The sequence below is a fragment of the Nonomuraea sp. NPDC049758 genome (genome assembly GCF_040674635.1).
In the GTDB taxonomy this organism is placed as follows: Bacteria; Actinomycetota; Actinomycetes; order Streptosporangiales; family Streptosporangiaceae; genus Nonomuraea.
Genome location: NZ_JBFAMZ010000034.1, coordinates 18,003 through 40,585, shown reverse-complemented (window position 1 = coordinate 40,585; position 22,583 = coordinate 18,003). Strand labels below are relative to the sequence as shown.

Here is a 22,583-nt window from a genome sequence, read left to right as displayed (position 1 = left end):
GATTTGTATACGATGGGCGGCCATATGGCTGATGTGATGCGGGGCGCGGGGCGTGCGACGCTGCTGGGCGAGGTCACCGAGGAACTGCGTCGTCGCATCCTGTCCGGTGAGCTGGCGCAGGGAGAGCGGCTGGTCGAGGATCGGCTGGCTGCGCTGCTCGGCGTGTCGCGCAACCCCGTGCGCGAGTCCATCCGGGTGCTGGCCGCCGAGGGGTTCGTCGAGGTCGTCCCGCGGGTCGGCGCGAGGGTCGCGCGGCTGACGGCCGAGGAGGGCGAGGAGCTCTTCGACGTGCGCATGGCGGTCGAGGGCCTGGCCGCCCGGCTGGCGGCGCGCAAGCGCAGCCCCGAGGCCGTCGCGCGGCTGCGCCGGATCCTCGACGCGGCCGGGGAGGCCGTGGCGGCCGGGCGACCGGCTGAGGTGGCCGAGCTCAACACCGCCTTCCACCTGGCCGTGGGCGAGGCGGCGGGCAACTCCTACCTCAATTTGATGATGAAGCCGATGGTGCTGCGGGCGCAGTGGGTCTTCAGCCAGACCGCCGCCGCCCGGGGGCCGCACTCCTGGACGGAACACCTGAGCCTGTGCGAGGCCATCGCGGCGGGCGACGAGGACGAGGCCCAGGCCAGGGCGGTCGCGCACGTCGCCGCCGCCCGCCGGTCGTTCCTCGCGGCCGTGCCCCGTACGGCGAACCAGCCGATCGACTAGACAGGCGGCAACCGGTACCCCGCAGCACGGGTGAGGCGCGGAGATTGTATACAGTCTCCTGAATCGTCCCCCCCGGAGGAGAGACCGTTGTTCACCACCAGACCCGAGCTGACGGGCGACTTCGGCATGGTCGCCAGCACCCACTGGCTGGCCTCGGCGGCCGGGATGGGCGTACTGGAGCGCGGCGGCAACGCCTTCGACGCGGCGGTGACGGCCGGGTTCGTGCTCCAGGTCGCCGAACCGCACCTGAACGGCCCCGGCGGCGAGGTGCCGATCCTGCTGTGGAGCGAGGAGGAGCAGAAGGTCTCGGCGGTGTGCGGCCAGGGCGTGGCCCCCGCCGCCGCGACCGTCGAGCGCTTCGCCGCGATGGGGCTGGACGTCGTCCCCGGCACGGGTCTGCTGGCGGCGACGGTGCCGGGCGCGTTCGGCGGCTGGATGTTGCTGCTGGAGCGCTGGGGCACCTGGTCGCTGGCCGAGGTGCTGGCCCCGGCGATCCACTACGCCGAGCGCGGTGTGCCGGTGCTCGACCGGATCGCCGCCACGATCGGCACGGTCGAGGAGCTGTTCAGGCACGACTGGCCCACGTCGGCGGCCACCTGGCTGCCGGACGGCCGGGTGCCCGCGCCCGGTTCGAGGCTGGCCAACCCGGTGCTCGCGGCGACCTACCGCAGGCTGGTCGCCGAGGCCGAGGCCGCCTCGGCCACCCGCGAAGGTCAGCTCGCCGCCGCCCGGCATGCCTGGTACGAGGGTTTCGTCGCCGAGGCCGTCGCCGGTTTCAGCACCGGCACCGCCTGGCGGGACAGCTCGGGCGAGGTCCACGGCGGCCTGCTCACCGGGGACGACCTGGCCCGCTGGTCCGCCACGGTCGAGGAGCCGGTGAGCTTCGACTACCGCGGGCACACCGTGTACAAGACGGGACCTTGGGGGCAGGGGCCGGTCTTCCTGCAGCAGCTCGCCCTGCTGTCCGGGTTCGACCTCGACGCCACCGGCTTCCTGGACGCCGACTACGTGCACGTGGTCACCGAGGCGGCCAAGCTCGCCTTCGCCGACCGCGAAGCCTGGTACGGCGACGCGGACGTCCCCATGGCCGACCTGCTGAGCGCGGCGTACAACGAAGACCGGCGGCGGCTGATCGGGGCCGAGGCCAGCCTGGAACTGCGGCCGGGCGCGCCCGGCGGCCGGGAGCCGCGGCTGCCGGTCCTCCCGCCCGGCACGGCGGCCGTCTCCCCCGCGATTCCGGCGCCCGTTCGTCCGGGCATCGGCGAGCCGACGGTCGCCCGCCACGACGCGCCGCCGACCGGCCGCCCGCGCACTCTGACCGGCGCCGGTGAGCAGACGGTGACGCCGGACGGCGCGGTACGAGGCGACACCTGTCACGTGGACGTCGTGGACCGGTTCGGGAACATGGTCTCGGCCACGCCCAGCGGCGGCTGGTTGCAGAGCTCCCCCACGATCCCCGAGCTGGGTTTCTGCCTGGGCACCAGGGCGCAGATGTTCTGGCTGCAGGAGGGGCTGCCCGCGTCGCTGCGGCCCGGCGCGCGCCCGCGCACCACGCTGTCGCCGTCGTTCGCCACCAGGGACGGCAGGCCGTGGCTGGCGTTCGGCACGCCGGGCGGCGATCAGCAGGACCAGTGGAGTGTCAACTTCTTCCTGGCCGTCGTGCACGGGCGGCTGAACCTCCAGGAGGCGATCGAGGCGCCCATGTTCCATTCCGCGCACTTCCCCAGCTCGTTCTTCCCGCGTGGCTCGCGTCCCGGGGTGTTGCACGTCGAGGAGCGGCTCGCCCCGGGGGTGGTGGCGGAGCTGCGGCGGCGCGGGCACGAGGTCGAGGTCGAGGGTCCGTGGTCGCTCGGCAGGCTGAGCGCGGTGGCCCGCGACGGCGCCTTCCTGCGGGCCGCCGCCAACCCCCGCGGCGCCCAGGGCTACGCGGCGGGCCGATGACCAGCAACCGCACGTCCCGCCTGAACGCGAGGACGCCCCCCGACCGCACGCCCCGACCCAACGCGAGAACCACCACCGACCGCACGCCCCGACCCAACGCGGGGACCACCACCGAGCACGCGTCCCGGCCCAAGGCGGGGACCACCGCCGACCGCGCGTCGCGGCTGGGGGTGGGGTGGTGACGGTTGGGGAGCTGGTTTTTCTGGTGGGGGCCGGGTTGCTGGCGGGGGTGGTCAACGCGTTGGCCGGGGGCGGCACGCTGATCTCCTTCCCGGCGCTGGTGGCGTTCGGCTACCCGGGCGTCACCGCGTCGGTGACCAACGCGGTGGCCCTGTGGCCCGGCTACCTGGGCGGCGTCGTCGGCTACCGGGCCGAGCTGCGCGGGCAGCGGCGCAGGGTGACGGCGCTGTCGGCCGCCACCGTGGCGGGCTCCGTGGCGGGCTGTTCGCTGCTGCTGCTCACGCCGGGCCGGCTGTTCGACTCGCTGGTGCCGTGGCTGGTGACCTTCGCCAGCCTCGCGCTGCTGGCCCAGCCATGGCTCAAGAACCGCTTCGGCGGCGCGGCCGGGCAGCCTCCGAGCAGGCTGGTGTACGCCGGGGTGTTCCTGGGCGGCTGCTACGGCGCCTACTTCAACGGCGGGATGGGCGTGCTGCTGCTGGCCGTGCTCGGCATGTTCCTGCACGACGACCTGCACCGGGTCAACGCCGTACGGGCCGCGTTGTCGCTGGTCGTCAGTACGGTGTCGGTGGTGGCGTTCGCGCTGTTCGGCCCGGTGGAGTGGCAGGCCGTGGCGGTGGTGGCGCCGGCCAGCCTGGCGGGTGGCTTCCTCGGCACCCGCGTGGCCCGGCTCATGCCGCCGAACGTGCTGCGCGGCGTCGTCGTGACCTTCGGCCTCGGCGTGGCGGCGGTGCTCGCGCTGCGGTGAAGCTGCGTTGAACGGGCGGTTCAGGCGACGGTGGCCTCGATCAGGTCATCGACCACGTCGGTCAGGTCGTTGCCCCGGGCGTGCACGCGCCGCTGGCGCACCGCCCCGGAGCCCTTGCTCAGCAGCCGTTCCAGGCCCTCTTCGATGAAGGTCAGGTCGCCGGCCTCGGCCAGCGCGGCGCTCACGTGGCCGAACAGCCGGCGGGCCATCACCGTGGCGGGCACGAGCGTTCCGTGCCGCACGTCGAGGCTGTCGCCGACCAGGCCGTCCCGGGCGGCCCGCCAGTAGGCGGCCCGCAGCACCTCCGACGGGATCGGCAGCCCGCGGTCGCCGCGCGCCACCTCCCGCAACGCGGTCACGACCAGGGCCCGGATCAGGCCGATGATCGTCAGGCTGTCGCTCACGTCGAGCGGCACGTCGGCCACCCTGATCTCGACCGTCGGCAGCCTCGGCGACGGACGGGTGTCCCAGAAGACCGTCTTGGGGTCCATCAGCGCGCCCGACTCCGACAGCGCACGCAGCGCCAGTTCGTAGTCGCCGAACGTCGGGAAGTACGGCGGCGCCCCGGACACCGGCCACCGCCCCCAGCTGATCACCCGCCAGGACGCGTAGCCGGTGTCGCGGCCCACGAAGAACGGCGAGTTGGCGGCCAGCGCGATCAGCGTCGGCAGCCAGGGTCTGAGATGGTTGCCGACGTAGACGGCGATCTCCTCGTCCGGTACGTCGACGTGCACGTGCAGCGCGCAGATGCTGATCTCGTCCTGCAACGCCCGGTAGAGCTCCTTGCCCTGCTGATAGCGGTGGTCGTCGGTGAGCGGCGGCGGCATGACGTTGCCGAGCACCGGGATGCCGCTGGCCACGACCGCCAGGCCGCAGGACCGGGCCGCCTCGGACACCTCCTTCCGTGCTGCCCGGAGCTGGGAGCCCAGCTCACTGAGGTCGGCGGAGGGCGGCGTACGGGCCTCCACCTGGAAACGGGTGATCTCGTGGGCCACGTCGAGCATGTCCGTCGCGGCGGCCAGGACCTCGGCCGCCCGGGGGGACACGTGGCGGGTGCGGGGATCGACGACGAGGTATTCCTCTTCGATCCCGATCAACGGAACCATGCACACCTCGCTGGGGGAGTCCGAAGAGCCTCCGCCACAGGTTGTGCCCGTGCCGCTGCCGGGGGAAAACCTGGCTAGAAGGGGGCAGGACCGTACAGGGCGGCCGGGGCGCCGGTGGACATGGCCCAGTAGCGGTCGCCGTACGACCAGTGCCACCACTCGGTCGGGTAGTTGACCAGGCCCACGGGCTCCAGGGCGGCGGCCAGGATCTTGCGGTGGGCGCGGGCCTGCGCCGGGATGCCGGCGGCGGCCGTGTAGCAGGCGCCGCCGCTCTCCTCGGGGTTGTCGTTGACCTGGGTGCCCATGTCGTACTCGGTGCCGTCGGGGGCGCACAGGGTCAGGTCGACGGCGGCGCCGGCGGTGTGGGGGGCGACCTCGACAGGGGACACATAACGACTCGCCGCGATATAGGACTCGTCAGGCGTCATATCGGGATAAGTGGTGAGGAGCTCCGCGCGGTACCCCTCGAAGATGCGCCGCTGGGTGGCGATGGGCCGGTATCCCTCGACGATCAGCAGGTGGAAGCCGTCGGGCAGCGAGCTCTCGGCCCGCTCCAGCCGGTCGAGCAGCCCTGCCCGCAGGTGCGCGTACGCGCCGTCGGCGTCGGCCAGCCGCGTGTCGACCCGCAGCCGCCCGCGCACGTCGGCCAGCGGCTCACCGCACTCCTGGACGGGGACCGCCGAGACGCGCGGGTCGGAGATGAGGACTACGTCGGTGTCGAGCTGCCACATGGGCAGAAATTCTCACACAGTGTCGGAGAAAACCTGCTCCCGGGCCTGCTCCAGGGCCGCGACCATGGCCCCGCGCAGCACCGCGTTGCCGGTCACCCTGGTGGTCACCACGGTCGGCTGGCTCGGGCACACGCGGGCCACGGCCTCCTCGACCTTGGCCGCCAGCCGCTCGCCGCCGGCCCGGCCGACGTCGCCGCTGAGCACGATCAGCCCGGGGTCGAGCACGACGGCCACGGCCGCCGCCCCCACGGCCAGGCGGCCCGCCACCTCGTCCAGGTAGTCCTCGTCGCCGTTGCGGACCAGGTCGGGCACGGTGTAGCCGATCACGCCGTGCTCGCCGGCCAGGCCGCGCAGGGCGTCGTGGCCCACCAGGCGCTGGAACGAGCCCGACTGCGGCTGCGAGACGTCGGACGGCAGCGGCTCCCCCGGCACCGGCAGCCAGCCGATCTCGCCCGCGCCGCCGGTGATCCCCCGGTGCAGCCGGCCGCCGAGCATGACGCCGAGGCCCTGGCCGACGCCGGCCCAGATGACCACGAAGTCGTCGTGGCCGACGGCGGCGCCGTAGCGGCTCTCGGCCAGGGCGACCAGGTTGACGTCGTTCTCTATCGTCACCGAGCCGCCGAGGGTCTGGCGCAGGCTGGCCAGCACGCCGACGTGCCAGTCGGGCAGGTCGTAGGACCAGCGCACGTCGCCGCTGCGAGGATCGACGACGCCCCGGGTGCCGATGACGAAGGAGCGGAGCTGGGACAGCTCGACGCTGGCCGTGGCGCAGGCCCGCTGGACGGCCGAGTGGACCGCCTTCACCGGATCGCGGGCGTCGGACGGGTTGACCGTCACTTCGACAACGATTTTACCTGTGATGTCCGCCACACCGACAGTGAGGCTGTCGGGCAGCACCTCCAGCCCGGCGACGTACGCGCTCGACGGAACCACCGCGTACAGGGCGGCGTGCGGGCCCCGGCCGCCGGCGCGCTCGCCCGCCACCTCCACCAGGCCCCGTTCTTCGAGGCGAGCGAGCAGCTGACCTGCGGTTACCTTGGATAGCCCCGTTCGCTCCCCCAGTTCGGCGCGGGTCAGCGGACCGTCCGCGAGGAGGAGTTCAAGTGCCGAGCGGTCGTTCAACCTGCGCAGCAACCGGGGGATCCCCGGGCTTCGACTCATTACCGCACCCCTCTCGTCACGAATGGCTAACGAGCGTTTCTTTTAAGAAAGTTTCTTGTTAGTTTAACAGCGTCGTTCGGCATTTGACGATCAGCCTGGTGCGGACCGTAGGCCAGCACCCGGGAAGGGAGAACCCTGTGAGGATCGCGAAGATCACAGCCACTACGGTCACCACGGCCGCCCTGGCCCTGGGCCTGGCCGCCTGTGGGTCAAGCGAGGAGCCGAAGCCGTCGTCCAGCGCGGCCGCCCCCGCTTCCAGTGGCCCGAAGTTCGCGGGCAAGACGCTCAGCGTGTGGCGTCTGGGCGACAGCAACCCTGCCGCCGCCAAGTACATGGAAGAGCTCAACGCCGAGTTCAAGAAGCAGACCGGCGCCGACGTCAAGCTTGAGTGGATCCCGTGGCCGCAGGTGGCGGACAAGTTCGCCGCCGCCGCGACCGGCACCGGCCCGGACGTGACCGAGATCGGCAACGACCAGGTCCCGATGTGGCAGAGCCAGGACGCGCTCACCCCCATCACCGACATCGCGCGTGAGGGCGACCGGGCCCAGATCCCCGAGAACCTCTATGGCTACGAGACGGTCGACGGCGAGATCTACGGCATCCCGTGGGGCGCCGGCGCCCGCGCGGTGCTCTACCGCAAGGACTGGTTCGCCGACCTGAAGATCGAGGTTCCCAAGACCTGGGACGAGCTCGTCGCCGCGGCCAAGAAGATCCAGAAGGAGAAGGGCGCCGGCGTCGACGGCTTCGCCTTCAACGGCGGCTCCGACGCCAACCACCTGCTGGCCGCGTTCGCCTGGTCCGAGGGCGGCGAGTTCGCCGTCAAGGAGGGCGACAAGTGGGTCGGCAAGCTGACCGACCCCGGCTTCCAGAAGGGCTTCGAGACCTACACCGGTCTGGTCACCGGCGGCCTGTCCAGCAAGGCGAACCTGACGCTGAACACCGTCGACATCCGCAAGCGCTTCGCCAACAACAAGGTGGCGATGTACCTCACCGCCGGCTGGGACCTGCCCGGCATCGAGGAGGACTCGAAGGGCAAGCTGAAGGGCGACAAGCTCGGCTTCTTCCCGCTGCCCGCCAAGACCGGCGGCCTGGCCCCGTCCTTCTTCGGCGGCAACGACATCGCGCTGTGGGGCGGCACCAAGGAGGCCGACCTCGGCAAGGAGTACCTCAAGCTCGCCACCAGCAAGACCTGGGCCGACCGCTACGCCAAGGAAGGCGGCCTGCTGCCGGTCTACCCCGACACCCTGGCGGCGCTGAACGAGGACCCGGCGCAGGGCCCGTTCGCCCAGGCCTTCGCCAAGGCCAAGGCGTTCCCGGCCGACCCGAACTGGGCCGAGGCCGACGCCACCAAGGCCGTGCTGCAGAACGCGGCGCGCGCCGTCATCGAGGGCAAGAAGGACACCACCACGGCTCTCGCTGACGCCAACAAGGAACTCGAAGAGATCCTGAACCAGTAACGATGGCGAACACGACTACGGTCACCCGGGGCAGGGGCTCGTCCCCCGCCCCGGGGCGCCGCCGTAAGAAGGGCGGCGGGCCCGTCAAGGCCACCGGGATGCCCACGTGGAGCATCCCGTACGTGCTGCTCATCCCCGGTCTGCTGGTCATCGCGGGACTGCTGCTGTACCCGATGTTCCAGCTGGGCGTGATGGCCTTCCAGAAGGTCGGGCTCGCGCAGATCAGGGGGAGCAAGCCGGCCGAATGGGTGGGCCTGGACAACTTCGAGAAGGTCCTCTCCAACGACATCTTCTGGTCGGCTCTGCGCAACACCGTGGTGTTCGCCTTCGTCGCCGTCAGCCTCACGTTGATCGTGGGCACCGCGGTCGGCGTGCTGCTGAACAAGCTCGGCAAGAAGATGTCCCTGTTCGTGGTCATCGGGTGCATGTTCGCCTGGGCCGTGCCGCCGGTCGCGCAGGGCGTCATCTGGCGCTCGCTCTTCGACGCCGAGTCCGGCATCGTGAACTGGCTGCTCAACCTGCTGCCCGACTGGCTGGCCGCGCCGCCCGCCGGACAGCAGGACTGGACCGGCACCCCCTGGCTCAACGACACCTTCCCGCTCTACGTCGCGCTGATCGTGTGCGTGGTGTGGGCCGGGTTCCCGTTCATCGCGGTCTCGGTGCTGGCGGGGCTCAAGGGCATCCCGTCCGAGCTGTACGAGGCGGCCAAGGTCGACGGCTCGGGGGCGTGGCGGACGTTCAGGAAGATCACCCTGCCGCTGCTCAAGCCGGTCTTCGCCGTCCTGACGATCCTGTCGATCATCTGGGACTTCAAGGTCTTCAGCCAGCTCTACGTGCTGATGAACGGCCCGACCAACCGCGACGGTTTCAACCTGTCGATGTACGCGGTCGCGGAGGCGTTCAAGCCCCCGCAGAAGCTGGGCACGGGCGCGGCGATCTCCATCGTGCTGACGATCATCCTGCTCATCATCACCGTCGCGTACGTCCGGCAGATCGTGAAGCAGGAGGAGATGTGAACGCGCTGGCCCGCAAGAAGCTCGGGAAGATCCTCCTGAACACGGCCGGTGTGCTGGTCTTCCTCTACGCGGTCTTCCCCGTCTACTGGATGGTCTCCACCGGCTTCAAGGAGAACGACCAGATCTTCACGACGGAGTTCATCCCGTTCCCGACGCACTTCACCTTCGACCACTTCGCGCGGGTGCTGACCGAGGGCGTGGCGAACAACTCCATCTGGCTCTACATGCGCAACAGCGCGATCGTGGCGCTCGGCACCGTGCTCATCGGCTCGGTCTTCGCGCTGCTGTCGGCCACGGCCATCGCGCGCTTCCGCTTCAAGGGGCGTGGCACGTTCCTGGTCATCCTGCTGATCGTGCAGATGTTGCCGGCCGAGGGCCTGCTCATCCCGCTGTACATGATGGTCAAGCGGGTCGGCCTCGGTGACCAGCTCATCGGGCTGATCATCACCCAGGTCGCGCTGACGCTGCCGTTCGGCATCTGGATGTTGCGCACGTTCGTGGCCGCGGTGCCGCGGACGCTGGAGGAGGCGGCCTGGATCGACGGCGCGAGCCGCCTGACCACGTTCTGGAAGGTGCTGTTCCCGCTGGTCGCGCCGGGGTTGGTGGCCACGAGCATCTTCTCGTTCATCACCGCCTGGAACGATCTGGTGTTCGCCCTCTACCTGATGTCGGGTTCCGAGGGCTACACGATGCCGGTCGCCCTGCAGTACTTCTTCGGCCAGAAGGGCGTCGACTGGGGCGCGATCATGGCCGGTTCCACCCTGATGACCCTTCCGGTGGTCGTCTTCTTCCTGCTGGTACAACGCCGCATGGTCGCCGGTCTCACCGCCGGGGCCGTGAAGGGGTAACAGGCACTGATCCTCGTACGGCTCGGCTGGTCCGGGCCGTACCCGATCGTGCCGTCATTCAAGTGATGAGGAGCCATGAGTCAGAGTGATCGGGGGCTGCGTCGCCTCGCGGCCGGCACGCTGCTCGTCGCCTTCCAGGGCACCACGGCGCCCGACTGGGTGCTGCGTGAGCTGGACAACGGCCTGGGCGGCGTGACGCTCTTCGGGTTCAACGTCGCCGGTCCCGACCAGGTCAGGTCGCTCACCACGACGTTGCACGCCTCGGCCGAGCCCGTCATCTCGCTCGACGAGGAGGGCGGGGACGTCACCAGGCTGGCCTACCACGTCGGCAGCCCGTACCCGGGGAACGCGGCGCTGGGGGCGGTCGACGACGTGGACCTGACCTGCCGGGTCTACGCGGCGATCGGGTCCGAGCTGGCCGCGTGCGGCATCAACCTGGACCTCGCGCCGAGCGCGGACGTCAACACCGAGGCCGACAACCCGGTGATCGGGACCAGGTCCTTCGGCGCCGACCCGGCGCTGGTGGCCAGGCACACGGTCGCGGCGGTCAACGGGCTGCAGTCGGTGAACGTGGCCGCCTGCGTCAAGCACTTCCCCGGCCACGGCGCCACCCGGGTGGACTCCCACCTGGCCGTGCCCGTCGTGGACGTCGGCCTGGACGTGCTGCGCGCCCGCGAGCTCGCGCCGTTCCGGGCGGCCATCGAGGCCGGCGCCAAGACCGTGATGACCGCCCACGTGGCGGTTCCGGTGGTGACCGGGGACACTCCGGCCACCCTGTCACCCGCCGCGCTGACCGGGCTCCTCAGGGGCGAGCTCGGCTACGACGGCGTGGTGATCACGGACGCGCTGGACATGCACGCGATCACCAAGAGCGTCGGCCTGGCCAACGGCGCCGTGCTCACGCTCGCGGCCGGGGCGGACCTGATCTGCCTCGGCCCGATCCCCGGCGAGGACGACGTCCAGCGGGTCATCGGGGAGATCGTGGCCGCGGTGACCGAGGGCCGCCTGCCGGCCGCCAGGCTGGAGGAGGCGGCCGACCGCGTGGGGGCGCTGCGGGCCTGGTTCGGCACGCCCGAGGTGATCGCGGCCGAGCAGAACGGGGTCGGCCTGCACGCCGCCCGCCGCGCCGTGCAGCTGACCGGCGAGACGGAACCCCTGGTGGAACCCCTGGTGATCGAGGTGGACACCCCGCCCACGATCGCCGTGGGGAACGTGCCATGGGGTGTGGGCCCGTGGCTGCCGGACGCCGAGATCGTCCGCGTCGAGCCCGCGGCCGCCGACGTCCCCGCCCTGCTGACCAAGGCCGCGAACCGGTCGCTGGTCATCGTGGTGAAGGACGCCCACCGCTACCAGGCGAGCCAGGAACTGGTCTCCGCCCTGGTGGCGGCCCGCCAGGACGCGACGGTGATCGAGATGGGCCTGCCCGTCTGGCGGCCCGACAGCGCCGCCTACATCGCCACGTACGGGGCGGCCAGGGCCAACGCCCAGGCCGCCGTGGAACTGATCACCGCCTGAGGCGAACGGCCCAGGCCCGCCGGATCAGGGCGTGAGGAGCTCTTCGCGCGCCTGGTCCAGGGCGGCCAGCACCGCGCCGCGCAGCACCGGGTTGGCGTGGGCGACCGCCGTGGTGACCACCTGCGGCCGCACCGGGCAGATCCGCGCCACGGCCTCCTCCACCCTGGAGGTCAGCGCGGATCCCCCGGCGTGGCCCACCTCCCCGGCCAGCACGACCAGCCCCGGGTCGAGGATCACGCAGACCGCCGCCACGCCCAGCGCCAGCCGGTGGGCGATCTCGTCGAGCATCGGCTCACCGCGGGACCCGGCCGCCACCGCGACCTCGACGCACTCGCCGGCGCTCTCGGCCGTGAAACCGTAGCCGCGGGCCAGCTCGGCCACCGCCTCGGCGCTCACCAGCGACTGCAGGCCGCCCGCCAGCGACGGCAGCCGGCCCGGCTTGGTGCGGATGTCCTCCGGCAGCGGCACGCCGGGCACCGGCAGGTAGCCGATCTCCCCCGCGCTGCCCGAACGCCCCCGGTGGAGCTTGCCGCCCAGCATGACGGCCATGCCGAGGCCCCGGCTCGCCCACACCAGCACGAAGTCGTCGACGCCCTTGGCCGCGCCGTCGGCGTACTCGGCGATGGCGGCCAGGTTCACGTCGTTCTCGATCGTCACCTCGCGCCGCAGGTCGCCGGCGAGCGCCTCGTGGATGCCCTCGTGCCAGCCCGGCAGGTCGAAGGAGAAGCGCACGTCGCCGCTGCGCGGATCGACCACGCCCGGGGTGCCGATCACCACGCCGCGCAGCTTGGCCAGGCTGACCTTCGCGCTGCGGCACGCCTTGACGATCGCGCCGTGCACGGCGGCCACCGGGTCGTCGTGGCCGCCGGGATCGACGGTGACCTCGGCGATGGTGCGGCCGTGGATGTCGGCGACGGCGGTGGAGATGAGCTCGGGCCCGACCTCCAGACCGGCCACGTACGCGCTGGAGGGGATGACCGAGTAGAGCGCCGCGTTCGGCCCCCTGCCACCCGCCTGCGCGCCCACCACCTCGACCAGGCCGCGCTCCTCCAGCCGCGCGAGCGTCTGGGAGGCGGTGACCTTGGACAGACCGGTCAGGTCGCCGATCTGCCCCCTCGTCATGGGGCCGGTGGCCAGCAACAGCTCCAGCGCGGCCCGATCGTTGATCTCCCGGAGAAGTCTGGGCACACCAGGACGACGCTCCACGCTGATTCCCACCGTCAATTCGAAAAGGTTGTTGGAAGTTTAGCGTCCCAGCTCTTGCATATCATCGGAGCCGAACACGAGGATGCCTCATGACAATCCCCCGCGGCCCGGCGATCATGCTCGCGCTGGGCCTCGTGCTGCTGCTGGACGTGTTGAGAGTCTTCCTCCCGTCGTTGATCACCCTGTTCGGCCGGGCGGGCGAGACGCCGCCGGAGCTGATGGGCCTCTACGCCGCCGCCTGGTTCATCCTGCCTTTCCTGGCGCTGTTAGCCAAGCCGCGCCACGCTCTGCTCGGCGGCGCCGCGGCGCTGGTCCTCACCAGGATCCTGCTGCAGGCGGGCGTGAGCCAGCTCTACGTCGCCTCCGCCGGCGTCACCGCGGGCCTGGTCTTCCTGTACGGCTGCGCCCACACCGTCCCGCGCCGGGCGGTCCCCGTCGGCGTCATGGGCGGACTGAGCCTGTCGCTGATCGTCCACCTGCTGCTGGACGGCGTGGACCTGGTCTGGCGCGACGGCCTGGTCCCGTGGCCGGCGGTGCTCTGCGTCTGCGCCGCCTTCCTGAGCCTCCTCCGCCCGCCGGCCGCCGAGGTGGACCTCGCGCCCGCGCTGACGTGGTTCCTGCTCGGCCCGGCGATGCTGCTGACCGGCGTCGCCGCCACCGGCTGGGCCAAGCCCGAGGACGGGCCGCCCGCTCTGTGGCAGGTCATCATGGGCACCGGCCTGATCGTCCTCGTTCTGGTGGCCGCCGGGGTGCGGGCCGTCAGGCCGCCGTCCTCTCCCGTCTTCGACCTCGGCGCCGGGGTCCTCCTGGTGCTCTGCGCGGTGACCTTCCTGTTCGAGTCGTTCACGTCGGCCGGCGCGCTGCTCATCCTCTGGCTCGCCTTCCTGCTCGCCGGGACCGTCCGGCCGGACCGTCCTGGCGGGCGGCGTCCCGGGGTGGCCGTGCTCGGGGGCGGGCTGGTCTTCTTCGTCGGGCTGTTCGTCTACTACGCGGCCTACGACATGAACCTCGGCTTCCCCAACGGCCTGATCCTCATCGCGGTGGCCGTGCTGGTGGCGGTCCTCACCGTCGTCAAGGCGCTCGCCGGGGGCTCGTCCGCCGTCCAGGAGCGCGCCCCGGGGGGATGGCTGCCGCTGGCGGTCGCCGTCCTGCTGGTGGGGCTCGTCACGCTCGGGACGCCGTCCGCGCCGCCCGTACGGGCCAAGCAGGGCGACACCTTCACCCTGATCGCCTACAACATCCGCATGGGCTACGGCCTGGACGGCCGTCTGTCGCTCGACAGGATCGGGGCATGGGCCGCCGCACAGAAGCCCGACGTCGTGCTGCTCAGCGAGGTGGACCGCGGCTGGCTGCTCAACGGCGGCCACGACGACCTGGCCAGGATCGCCCGCCGCCTCGGCATGCGCTACCACTTCGCGCCCGCCGCCGACCAGGTGTGGGGCGACGCGCTGCTCACCAACCTCCCGGTCAAGCAGGTGCACTCCCACCCGCTGGACGCCCACGACTACCCGACGGGGGCGCAGGCCCAGGCGGTCGTCCTGGAGGTCGGCGGCAGGGAGGTGGGCATCGTCAACACCCATCTGCAGGCTCCCGAGGGCCAGGCGCCCGAGGTCGCCGCCATCGCCCGCGCCCTGGCCGCCGGCCGGGACGCCGACGAGGCCGGGCACCGCGCAGCCGGAGCCGGGGAGCAGGTGAGGCGGCCGGTGATCCTGGCGGGCGACCTCAACACCCGGCCCACCGATCCGGCCATGGAGGTGCTGAAGGCGGCCGGTCTGAGCGACCCGCTGACCGCGTTCGGGGACCCGCCGACCTCGCCCGCCGACGCCCCCAAGGAGCGCATCGACCACGTGCTGCTCACCAAGGGATTGACCGCGATTTCTGCGCAGGCGCCGCGGTTGCCGTATTCGGATCACCTGCCCGTTCTGACGACCTTGCGCCTAACCAGTGTTGACCAGGAGGGATAATCGAGAACATGCGCCTTTCCGCTCGTGTCGACTACGCCCTCCGTGCCGCCGCTGAACTCGCCGCAGCCGGCGCGGGTCCGACTACCGTGGGTGAGCTCGCCAAGGAACAGGACATGCCTCCCAAATACCTGGAGAACATCCTGCTCCAGATGCGCCGCGCCGGCCTGGTGCGCGGCCAGCGGGGTCCCGAGGGCGGCTACGTGCTGGCCCGGCCCGCCGCGAACATCTCGCTCGCCGACGTGATCAGGGCCGTCGACGGGCCGCTGGCCAACGTGCGGGGCGAGCGTCCCGAACACGTCGGCTACCGGGGTCCGGCCGAGTCGTTGCAGCAGGTGTGGATCGCGTTGCGCGCCACCGAGCGGGCCATCCTGGAGGAGGTCACGCTCGAACAGGTCGCCACGGGCAGCCTTCCCGAGCGCGTCCGCCAGCTCGCCGCCGACCCCGCCGCCTGGGACTGACGACCACCGGCCGGGCCCGGCGGCGGGCGCCCTCGGGCCCACGGCCGCCGTCCCGGCCGGAAGGCGGGTACCTAGACTGGAGGGATGCCCGAGGGAGACGCCGTCCACCGCACCGCGGCACGCCTGCGCGGCGCGCTCGACGGCCGCGTGCTGACCAGGTCGGACTTCCGCGTCCCACGGCACGCCACCGCGGACCTGAGGGGCCGTACGGTGCTCACCACCGTCTCCAGGGGCAAACATCTGCTGACCCGGGTCGAGGGCGGCCTGACGGTGCACACCCACCTGCGCATGGACGGAAGCTGGCGGGTCATGCCCGCGGGCCGGCGCACGGCCGGCGGCGACCAGGTGCGGCTGATCCTGGCCAACGAGGAGTGGCAGGCGGTGGGGATCAAGCTCGGCATGGTCGACCTGGTCACGACCGCCGACGAGCAGCGCCTGGTGGGGCACCTGGGGCCGGACCTGCTGGGCGCCGACTGGGATCCGGGCGAGGCCGTGCGAAGGCTACGAGCGGCACCGGACAGGACAATCGGCGAAGCGCTGCTCGATCAGCGCAACCTGGCGGGGATCGGCACGATCTATCGCGCCGAGACCCTGTTCCTGCGCGGGATCTGGCCGTGGCGGAAGGTCGGGGAGATCGAGGATCTCGAAGGGCTCGTCACGCTGGCCCACCGGCTGTTGGAGGCCAACAAGGTGCATGGCGGCACGGTGACGACAGGTGATCGCCGCCCGGCGAACCAGACCTGGGTCTACGACAGGGCAGGGAGACCGTGTCGCCGATGCGGCACGCGCATCAGCCGCGGGGAGATGGGGGCACAGCCACAGGAAAGGCTGATCCTGTGGTGTGGTGGCTGCCAGCCGCGTTAGGCCGCCACCATGTCCTTGACCTCGGGGAACACGGTGTCGCCGATCGAACCGGGAACCGTCTCGGCAAGGGGCAGGCGCTCGTGCTCGGGCATGTCCGCCAGAACAGGCGCAGCCTGGAGCTCCGCCAGCGCGAACTGGTCGGAAACCTCACGCAACACCTGCGAGAGCGGCACACCGAGGGCACCGCAAATGGACGCGAGCAGCTCGGACGAGGCTTCCTTCTGGCCACGCTCGACCTCGGAAAGATAACCGAGCGAGACACGCGCCAGCGTGGACACCTCGCGTAGCGTGCGCCCCTGACGCACCCGCAACCGCCTCAGCACGTCACCGAGCAGCTGACGCAGCAGAATCATCTGTCGCTCCCTCCCCGGCGTGGATGTCTTCACCACGCCCCGCGCGATCGGATCGTGCCGCACATTGGTCTTCTTGGCTTCGTACATACTCCTCGCCGTCATCATGGGGCGTCGCCTCCCCGGGTCTGCCGCTCGTGCCTGGTCGCGCGACTCATCAGGCCCGCCTGCCGGGCGCTCGGTGCTTGCAGTTGGCTCACGGACCTCACTCACAGCTCCACCGTACCCGTATCCACCGACACCGCGTCAGACCGTGCTTCGCATGTTCGCTCGGGACGTAACACGGTAATCATCCGGAATGTTCCCCTTTGTTGGCCTTCAGCACACCTGCGAGGAGATCGACTGCCTCGTGCACCGTCCTTACCCGGATACGTTCACGCGACCCCTCAAGGCTCAACGCACGCACCAGGTTCTCCCCGCCTGGGCCGTGGACCGCGGCGTACACCAGGCCCACGGGCTTTCCGTCCTGTGGTTCGGGGCCGGCCACACCCGTCACGGCCAGCCCGTATGCCGCCCCGCACACCCGGGCCACCCCTTCGGCCATCGCCGCGGCCACCTCGGGATGCACGGCCCCCTCGCGGCTCAGCAGCTCCCCGGGCACGCCCAGCAGATCGTGCTTGAGATCGGTGGCGTAGGAGATCACCCCGCCCCGGAACGCCTTGGACGCCCCCGAGACCGACGTGAACGCGGCCCCGATGAGCCCGCCGGTCAGTGACTCGGCCACCGCCACGGTGGCGTCCTGCCGCACCAGCAGGGCCAGAACCTCGGCCACGTCCGCCATCGCTCAGATCACTCCCCACGCGCCCGTCTGGCCACCTGGCGCAGCTTGACCGCCCGTACGAGATAGTCGACGCCCGTCGCGACGGTCACGACGAGGGCCGCGCCCATCACCACCCATCGCAGCGGGTCGGGCACCCCCGGCAGGATGTAGAGCACGATCGCGGCGATCTGCAGCACGGTCTTGACCTTGCCGCCGTAGCTGGCCGGGATGACCGCGTGCCGCAACAGAACCAGCCGGAGCAGGGTGATGCCCAGCTCGCGGCCCAGGATCACGATCGTGACCCACCACGGCAGCTCGTCGAGGATCGACAGGCACACCAGCGCCGCCCCGGTGAGCGCCTTGTCGGCGATCGGGTCGGCGATCTTGCCGAAATCGGTGATCAGCCCGTAGCGGCGGGCCAGCTCGCCGTCGAGATGGTCGGTGATCGAGGCGACCCCGAACACCCCCAGGGCGGCCAGCCGCCAGCCGGTGCCGGGCAGGAACAGGCATGCGACGAAGAAGGGGACGAGCGCCAACCGGAGGACCGTGAGGACGTTGGCGATGTTCCACGGGCTCACCACGCGGCGCTCGTCCCTGGTCATGGACTGGCCTTGATGCGCGCGATCAGGTCAACCCCCTCGGCGTCGACCACGACTGCGCGCACGATCTGTCCCTTGACCAGGCCGATGCCCTGCACCGTCACCGAGCCGTCGACCTCCGGGCCCTGGTGGGCGGCCCGGCCCTCGTAGCCGCCGTCTCCCAGGTCGTCGTCGATGAGCACGTCGACCTCGGTGCCGATGCGCTCCTCCGCGCGCTGGGCGGTCAGTTCCTCCGCCAGCTCGGTGAGCACGCGCACACGCTCGTCGATGACCTCCTGGTCGAGCTTGCCCGGCAGGCCGGCCGCCTCCGTGCCGTCTTCGTCGGAGTAGCCGAACACGCCGATCACGTCGAGCCTGGCCTGCTCCAGGAAGCCGACCAGCTCGCCGAACTCCTCCTCGGTCTCGCCCGGGAAGCCCACGATGAAGTTGGAGCGCACGCCCGCCTCGGGAGCGCCCTTGCGCACGCTCTCCAGGAGGCCGAGGAACCGCTCGGGGTCGCCGAAGCGGCGCATCCGGCGCAGGACGCCGCCGCTGGCGTGCTGGAAGGACAGGTCGAAGTAGTCGGCCACGCCCTCGGTGGCGGTGATGACGTCGATCAGCCCCGGCCGCAGCTCGGCGGGCTGCAGGTAGCTGACCCGCACCCGGTCGATGCCCGGCACGGCGGCGAGCTGCGGCAGCAGCTTCTCCAGCGCCCGCAGGTCGCCCAGATCCTTGCCGTAGGAGGTGGAGTTCTCCGAGACCAGGACGAGCTCGCGCACGCCGCGATGAGCCAGCCAGTCGGCCTCGGCGAGCAGTTCGTCGGGGTTGCGCGAGACGTAGGCCCCGCGGAAGGCCGGGATGGCGCAGAACGTGCAGCGCCGGTCGCAGCCGGAGGCCAGCTTGAGCGAGGCGACCGGGCTCTCGTCGAGGCGCTTGCGCAGCACGCGCGGGCCGCTGGCGGGCGCGAGCCCGTCGGGCAGCTCCCCGTGGCCCGGGATGCCGGTCTTGGGCGCGCTGCCGCGCTCGACCGGCGAGATGGGCAGCAGGGTGCGGCGGTCGCGCGGCGTGTGCGGCTTGAGCGGACGCCCGGCCAGCACGTCGTCGAGCCGGCCGCCGATCTCGGTGTAGTCGTCGAAGGAGATGACGGCGCTCGCCTCGGGCAGTGCCTCGGCCAGCTCGTTGCCGTAGCGCTCGGCCATGCAACCCGCGGCCACCACCTTCGCCCCGGAGTCGGCGGCGGCGAGCAGCGTGTCGATGGAGTCTTTCTTGGCCGAGTCAATGAAGCCACACGTGTTGACGACGACGACGTCGGGGTCGTCGTCGCCCAGCTGCCAGCCGGCAGCCTCTAGTCGCGCGGCCAGCTCCTCGGAGTCGACCTCGTTGCGCGCGCAGCCCAGGGTGATCAGCGATGCGGTTCGGCGGGATGACATGGTGAACACTACGGTATCGGGAGTTGGCCACCACCTGATGCACGGCCTCCCCGCCGGACTACCTCGGAGGCGACGCGTCGAGGCCGAACGAGCGGGTCACCATCTCGCCCCGGCCTCCGAGTTTGTCCACCTTCTTGCCGTTGACCTGCAAGGACACCGCTCCGGCGTCACCGAGGAGCAGGCTGACCTTCTCGGCGGCCCGCCAGGTCGAGCTGTCTCCGGCCTTCAACATCCCGGCGAAGAGCATCCGGCCCTGACCGTCGCGCACGTTCACGTACGACGTACGCCTGGCCTCGATCTTCAGGGTGACCATGCCTTTGCCCGCTTTGCCCTTGCCCGCCGCGGCCCTGGGCCCCTCGGTGATGGGCGTGTTCGGCGGCACGCTGGGCTTGGGCGTGATGGCGTGCACGTCGGCGGTGCGCACCTGGTCGCTCGCGCCGCCGAGCACGCGCACCGTGCCGAACACCACCACGACGGCCAGCGCCACGCCGAGCGCCATCGTCCAGTTGGGCCCCCGGCGTTCGCGCAGGGCGAGCGTGCGGTCGGCCTGGAACACGGCGGCGGCGCGGACGGGCTGCGGCGCCCCGCCGTGTTGCTGGTCGAACAGGTGGACCGTGGCCTCGGGATCGAGCCCGACGACCTTGGCTATGGCCTTGACGTGACCGCGGGCATAGAACCCGCCCCCGCACTGTTCGTAGTCTTCCTGCTCGATCCGGTTGATGATCGTTTCTCTGATCCGGGTCGCCGCGCTGACCTGCGCGACCGTCATTCCCGCCGCCTGCCTGGCCGCTGCCAGCATGGCCCCGATGCTCTGTTCCTGCACAGCGAACGCCTCCCCACCACGACAGTGCGTAGTGGTTCATATTCAATCAGTTATCGCCGTGGACCCGTGCATTGGGGTCATTCGCCACGCAGGTCGGCCAGCAGGCCGGGCAGATCGTCCGGTTTCACCAGCACTTCTCGGGCCTTGGAGCCTTCGCTGGGGCCCACCACGTTGCGGCTCTCCAGCAGGTCCATCAGCCGTCCGGCCTTGGCGAAGCCGACGCGCAGCTTGCGCTGCAACATCGAGGTCGAGCCGAACTGGGTGGTCACGATCAGCTCGGCGGCCTGGATCAGCAGATCGAGGTCGTCGCCGATCTCCTCGTCGATCTCCCGCTTGACCGGCGCGGCGGCCACGTCGTCGCGGTACTCGACCTGCATCTGCTCCTTGCAGTGCGTGACGATCTCGGCGATCTCCTTCTCCGAGACGTACGCGTTCTGGATCCGGATGGGCTTGCTCGCGCCCATCGGCAGGAACAGCGCGTCACCCTGGCCGACCAGCTTGTCGGCGCCCGGCTGGTCGAGGATGACCCGCGAGTCGGTCAGCGACGACACCGCGAAGGCCAGCCTGGACGGCACGTTGGCCTTGATCAGGCCGGTGACGACGTCGACCGAGGGCCGCTGGGTGGCGATCACCAGGTGGATGCCGGCCGCGCGGGCGAGCTGCGTGATGCGCACGATCGAGTCCTCGACGTCGCGCGGGGCCACCATCATGAGGTCGGCCAGCTCGTCCACGATCACCAGCAGGTACGGGTAGGGCTGGTAGACCCGCTCGCTGCCCGGCGGCGGCACGAGCTTGCCCGCGCGCACGGCCTTGTTGAACTCGTCGACGTGCCGGAACCCGCTGGCGGCCAGGTCGTCGTAGCGGCGGTCCATCTCGCCCACGACCCATTCCAGGGCCTCCGCGGCCTTCTTCGGGTTGGTGATGATGGGCGTGATGAGGTGCGGGATGCCCTCGTAGACGCTGAGCTCGACGCGCTTGGGGTCGACCAGCACCATGCGCACCTCGTCGGGGGTGGAGCGCATGAGGATGCTGGTGATGAGGCCGTTGACGCAGACCGACTTGCCGGCGCCGGTCGCGCCCGCGATGAGCAGGTGGGGCATCTTGGCGAGGTTCGCGACGATGGTCCGTCCCTCGACGTCCTTGCCCAGGCCCACGATCATCGGGTGGTGGTCGGCCTGGGCCACCTGGGAGCGCAGCACGTCGCCGAGCGCGACCAGGTCCTTGTCGGCGTTGGGGATCTCGACGCCGATCGCCGACTTGCCGGGGATCGGGGACAGGATCCGGACGTCGGCCGACTTGACGGCATAGGCGATGTTCTTGGTGAGGGCGGTGACCTTCTCCACCTTGACCGCCGGCCCCAGCTCGATCTCGTAGCGGGTGACCGTCGGGCCGCGGGTGAAGCCGATCACCTGCGCGTCGATGGAGAACTGCTCCAGCACGCTGGTCAGCGCGTTGACCACGGTCGTGTTGGCCTTGGTCTGCGGCTTGGGCGCGGTGCCCGGCTTGAGGAACTGCAGGTCGGGCAGGCTGTACGGCCCCGCCTGCGGCGACAGCACGAGCTGCTCGACCTTGCGCGGCGCGGGCGTGGGCTCCGGCGGCTCCGGCCTGCGCTCGGGCACGGACGGCTCCTCGTCCGTGGGCCCGTCGACGAGCCCCGGCACGATCTCCGGCGAGTGGTCGGCCAGCTTGTCCTTCTCGGCGATGACCGGCGTGTCGTACGGCTTGACCGTCTCGGCCCCCTCGACCTCCGCCTTCTTGGCCCGCGGCCGGCGCTTGGCGGGCTCGCGCGGCGCGAGCGGCTCGGCGTGCCGCTCGAACAACATGTGCCGCAGCTCCGACAGCCGCTCGGGGATGCGGTGGACGGGCGTGGCGGTGATCACCAGCACGCCGAACCCGGACAGGAGCAGCAGCAGCGGGATCGTGATCCAGGACGGCAGGATGCTCATCGGCGGCGCCGACACGATGAACCCGATCATGCCGCCGGCGGCCGACACCTTGTCCATGCCCTGCCCCTGGCCCGCCGGGTAGGGGGTGTCGTTGGCCACGTGGATGACGCCGAGCACGCCGACCATGAGCGCGCTCCACCCGATGACCATGCGGCCGGTGTCGGCGTTCTGGTCGGGGTGGCGCAGGTAGCGCCAGGCCAGCAGGCCGAACAGCAGCGGCAGCGCCCAGGCCAGCGAGCCGAACACGGCGTGCACGACGGTGTTCACGACGCCGGAGACCGTGCCCTCGGGGTTGCGCCAGGTCATCGAGGCCAGCACGATCGCGCCGGCCAGCACCGACAGGCCCACGCCGTCGCGCCGGTGCGCCGGGTCGAGCTCGCGGGCGTTCTTGCCGAGCGCCCGGGCGGTGCTGCCGATGCCGTTGGCGAGCAGCATCCACAGCCCGACGATCAGCTTGCCGATCATCGTGAAGACCCAGCTGATCGGGTCGGGATGGGTCACGGAGGACTTGCGACCGGAGCTCGCGGCCTTCGCCCTCGGTCGCCCCGCCGCCGTGGCCGGCCGCTTCGCGGGGGTCGATCGAGGCGAGGTCGACCGCTTCGCCGGCCCCTTCGATGCGCTTTTCGGCGTACGGGTGGCCATGATGCCAAAGGTACGTCGGAGACGGCGTCGCACGCGCGGAGACGCGCCGTGCGCCCGAAATGTCCTACTGTATTCATATAGATGGCTGATCACGGTCAGTGGCGTCGCGCATCGTCCGCGGTCATGACGTAGACGCTGATCCATCTGGCCGACGTCCATG

20 protein-coding genes are annotated in these 22,583 nt (G+C 71.2%); 10 read left to right on the top strand and 10 right to left on the bottom strand.

Annotation, left to right across the window (positions count from 1 at the left end):
• The first annotated feature begins 24 nt into the window (after positions 1-24).
• The 3 genes from AB0J46_RS47775 to AB0J46_RS47765 all read left to right on the top strand — a co-directional run bounded on the left by AB0J46_RS47775 (position 25) and on the right by AB0J46_RS47765 (position 3,568).
• Positions 25-702 carry a GntR family transcriptional regulator gene (locus AB0J46_RS47775; RefSeq protein ID WP_364342773.1) on the top strand — a complete coding sequence of 226 codons (678 nt, stop codon included), beginning with the start codon at positions 25-27 and terminating at the stop codon, positions 700-702.
• Between the two features lie 126 nt (positions 703-828).
• Complete coding sequence (locus AB0J46_RS47770; protein ID WP_364342815.1) at positions 829-2,643, top strand: gamma-glutamyltransferase family protein; 1,815 nt, start codon at positions 829-831, stop codon at positions 2,641-2,643.
• Between the two features lie 178 nt (positions 2,644-2,821).
• Positions 2,822-3,568 carry a sulfite exporter TauE/SafE family protein gene (locus tag AB0J46_RS47765; RefSeq protein ID WP_364342770.1) on the top strand — a complete coding sequence of 249 codons (747 nt, stop codon included), beginning with the start codon at positions 2,822-2,824 and terminating at the stop codon, positions 3,566-3,568.
• Positions 3,569-3,588: 20 nt separating this feature from the next.
• Here AB0J46_RS47765 and AB0J46_RS47760 read toward each other — a convergent pair whose 3' ends face one another.
• The 3 genes from AB0J46_RS47760 to AB0J46_RS47750 all read right to left on the bottom strand — a co-directional run bounded on the left by AB0J46_RS47760 (position 3,589) and on the right by AB0J46_RS47750 (position 6,566).
• The gene (locus AB0J46_RS47760; RefSeq protein ID WP_358291891.1) at positions 3,589-4,674 is read right to left on the bottom strand and encodes a glutamate--cysteine ligase; all 1,086 of its coding nucleotides are present in this window, start codon (positions 4,672-4,674) and stop codon (positions 3,589-3,591) included.
• Positions 4,675-4,748: 74 nt separating this feature from the next.
• Positions 4,749-5,405, bottom strand: coding sequence for a M15 family metallopeptidase (locus AB0J46_RS47755; RefSeq protein ID WP_364342767.1), 657 nt, complete (start codon positions 5,403-5,405; stop codon positions 4,749-4,751).
• A gap of 12 nt (positions 5,406-5,417) precedes the next feature.
• Positions 5,418-6,566, bottom strand: a complete 1,149-nt coding sequence (locus AB0J46_RS47750) for an ROK family transcriptional regulator (protein WP_358291887.1) — start codon at positions 6,564-6,566, stop codon at positions 5,418-5,420.
• A 137-nt stretch (positions 6,567-6,703) separates the two neighbouring features.
• On the opposite strand from AB0J46_RS47750, the gene AB0J46_RS47745 reads away from it, so the two are divergent.
• From AB0J46_RS47745 to AB0J46_RS47730, 4 genes are all read left to right on the top strand, one after another.
• Positions 6,704-8,023, top strand: a complete 1,320-nt coding sequence (locus AB0J46_RS47745) for an extracellular solute-binding protein (RefSeq protein ID WP_364342763.1) — start codon at positions 6,704-6,706, stop codon at positions 8,021-8,023.
• A gap of 2 nt (positions 8,024-8,025) precedes the next feature.
• Positions 8,026-9,039, top strand: a complete 1,014-nt coding sequence (locus AB0J46_RS47740) for a sugar ABC transporter permease (RefSeq protein WP_364342760.1) — start codon at positions 8,026-8,028, stop codon at positions 9,037-9,039.
• The gene (locus AB0J46_RS47735) at positions 9,036-9,887 is read left to right on the top strand and encodes a carbohydrate ABC transporter permease (RefSeq protein ID WP_352352381.1); all 852 of its coding nucleotides are present in this window, start codon (positions 9,036-9,038) and stop codon (positions 9,885-9,887) included. The genes AB0J46_RS47740 and AB0J46_RS47735 overlap by 4 nt, the downstream gene beginning before the upstream one ends.
• Positions 9,888-9,962: 75 nt before the next feature.
• Positions 9,963-11,402 (top strand): glycoside hydrolase family 3 protein, encoded by a 1,440-nt coding sequence (locus AB0J46_RS47730; RefSeq protein ID WP_364342757.1) that lies wholly within the window; start codon positions 9,963-9,965, stop codon positions 11,400-11,402.
• A gap of 24 nt (positions 11,403-11,426) precedes the next feature.
• On the opposite strand, the gene AB0J46_RS47725 is transcribed toward AB0J46_RS47730, so the two are convergent.
• Positions 11,427-12,608, bottom strand: a complete 1,182-nt coding sequence (locus tag AB0J46_RS47725; protein ID WP_352352797.1) for an ROK family transcriptional regulator — start codon at positions 12,606-12,608, stop codon at positions 11,427-11,429.
• 89 nt (positions 12,609-12,697) lie between these two features.
• Between AB0J46_RS47725 and AB0J46_RS47720 the strand changes: the two genes are divergently transcribed.
• The 3 genes from AB0J46_RS47720 (at position 12,698) to AB0J46_RS47710 (ending at position 15,894) form a co-directional block, all read left to right on the top strand.
• Positions 12,698-14,572 (top strand): endonuclease/exonuclease/phosphatase family protein, encoded by a 1,875-nt coding sequence (locus AB0J46_RS47720; protein ID WP_364342754.1) that lies wholly within the window; start codon positions 12,698-12,700, stop codon positions 14,570-14,572.
• 8 nt (positions 14,573-14,580) lie between these two features.
• Positions 14,581-15,030 (top strand): Rrf2 family transcriptional regulator, encoded by a 450-nt coding sequence (locus tag AB0J46_RS47715; RefSeq protein WP_352323159.1) that lies wholly within the window; start codon positions 14,581-14,583, stop codon positions 15,028-15,030.
• Positions 15,031-15,114: 84 nt separating this feature from the next.
• The gene (locus tag AB0J46_RS47710) at positions 15,115-15,894 is read left to right on the top strand and encodes a DNA-formamidopyrimidine glycosylase family protein (RefSeq protein ID WP_364342751.1); all 780 of its coding nucleotides are present in this window, start codon (positions 15,115-15,117) and stop codon (positions 15,892-15,894) included.
• Here the strand turns inward: AB0J46_RS47710 and AB0J46_RS47705 are convergent.
• From AB0J46_RS47705 to AB0J46_RS47680, 6 genes are all read right to left on the bottom strand, one after another.
• Positions 15,891-16,247, bottom strand: coding sequence for a helix-turn-helix transcriptional regulator (locus AB0J46_RS47705; RefSeq protein ID WP_352323171.1), 357 nt, complete (start codon positions 16,245-16,247; stop codon positions 15,891-15,893). The genes AB0J46_RS47710 and AB0J46_RS47705 overlap by 4 nt on opposite strands.
• Before the next feature lie 286 nt (positions 16,248-16,533).
• Positions 16,534-17,025, bottom strand: a complete 492-nt coding sequence (locus AB0J46_RS47700) for a nicotinamide-nucleotide amidohydrolase family protein (RefSeq protein WP_364342748.1) — start codon at positions 17,023-17,025, stop codon at positions 16,534-16,536.
• A gap of 8 nt (positions 17,026-17,033) precedes the next feature.
• Positions 17,034-17,606, bottom strand: coding sequence for a CDP-diacylglycerol--glycerol-3-phosphate 3-phosphatidyltransferase (pgsA, locus tag AB0J46_RS47695; RefSeq protein ID WP_357985696.1), 573 nt, complete (start codon positions 17,604-17,606; stop codon positions 17,034-17,036).
• Entirely contained in the window at positions 17,603-19,012 is a 1,410-nt protein-coding gene (gene rimO, locus AB0J46_RS47690) for a 30S ribosomal protein S12 methylthiotransferase RimO (protein ID WP_357985699.1), read from the bottom strand. The genes pgsA and rimO overlap by 4 nt, the downstream gene beginning before the upstream one ends.
• Positions 19,013-19,070: 58 nt before the next feature.
• Positions 19,071-19,835 (bottom strand): helix-turn-helix domain-containing protein, encoded by a 765-nt coding sequence (locus AB0J46_RS47685; protein WP_364342744.1) that lies wholly within the window; start codon positions 19,833-19,835, stop codon positions 19,071-19,073.
• A 77-nt stretch (positions 19,836-19,912) separates the two neighbouring features.
• Positions 19,913-22,423: a DNA translocase FtsK 4TM domain-containing protein gene (locus AB0J46_RS47680; protein WP_364342741.1), complete on the bottom strand. Its 2,511-nt coding sequence runs from the start codon at positions 22,421-22,423 to the stop codon at positions 19,913-19,915.
• Positions 22,424-22,583 lie beyond the last annotated feature (160 nt).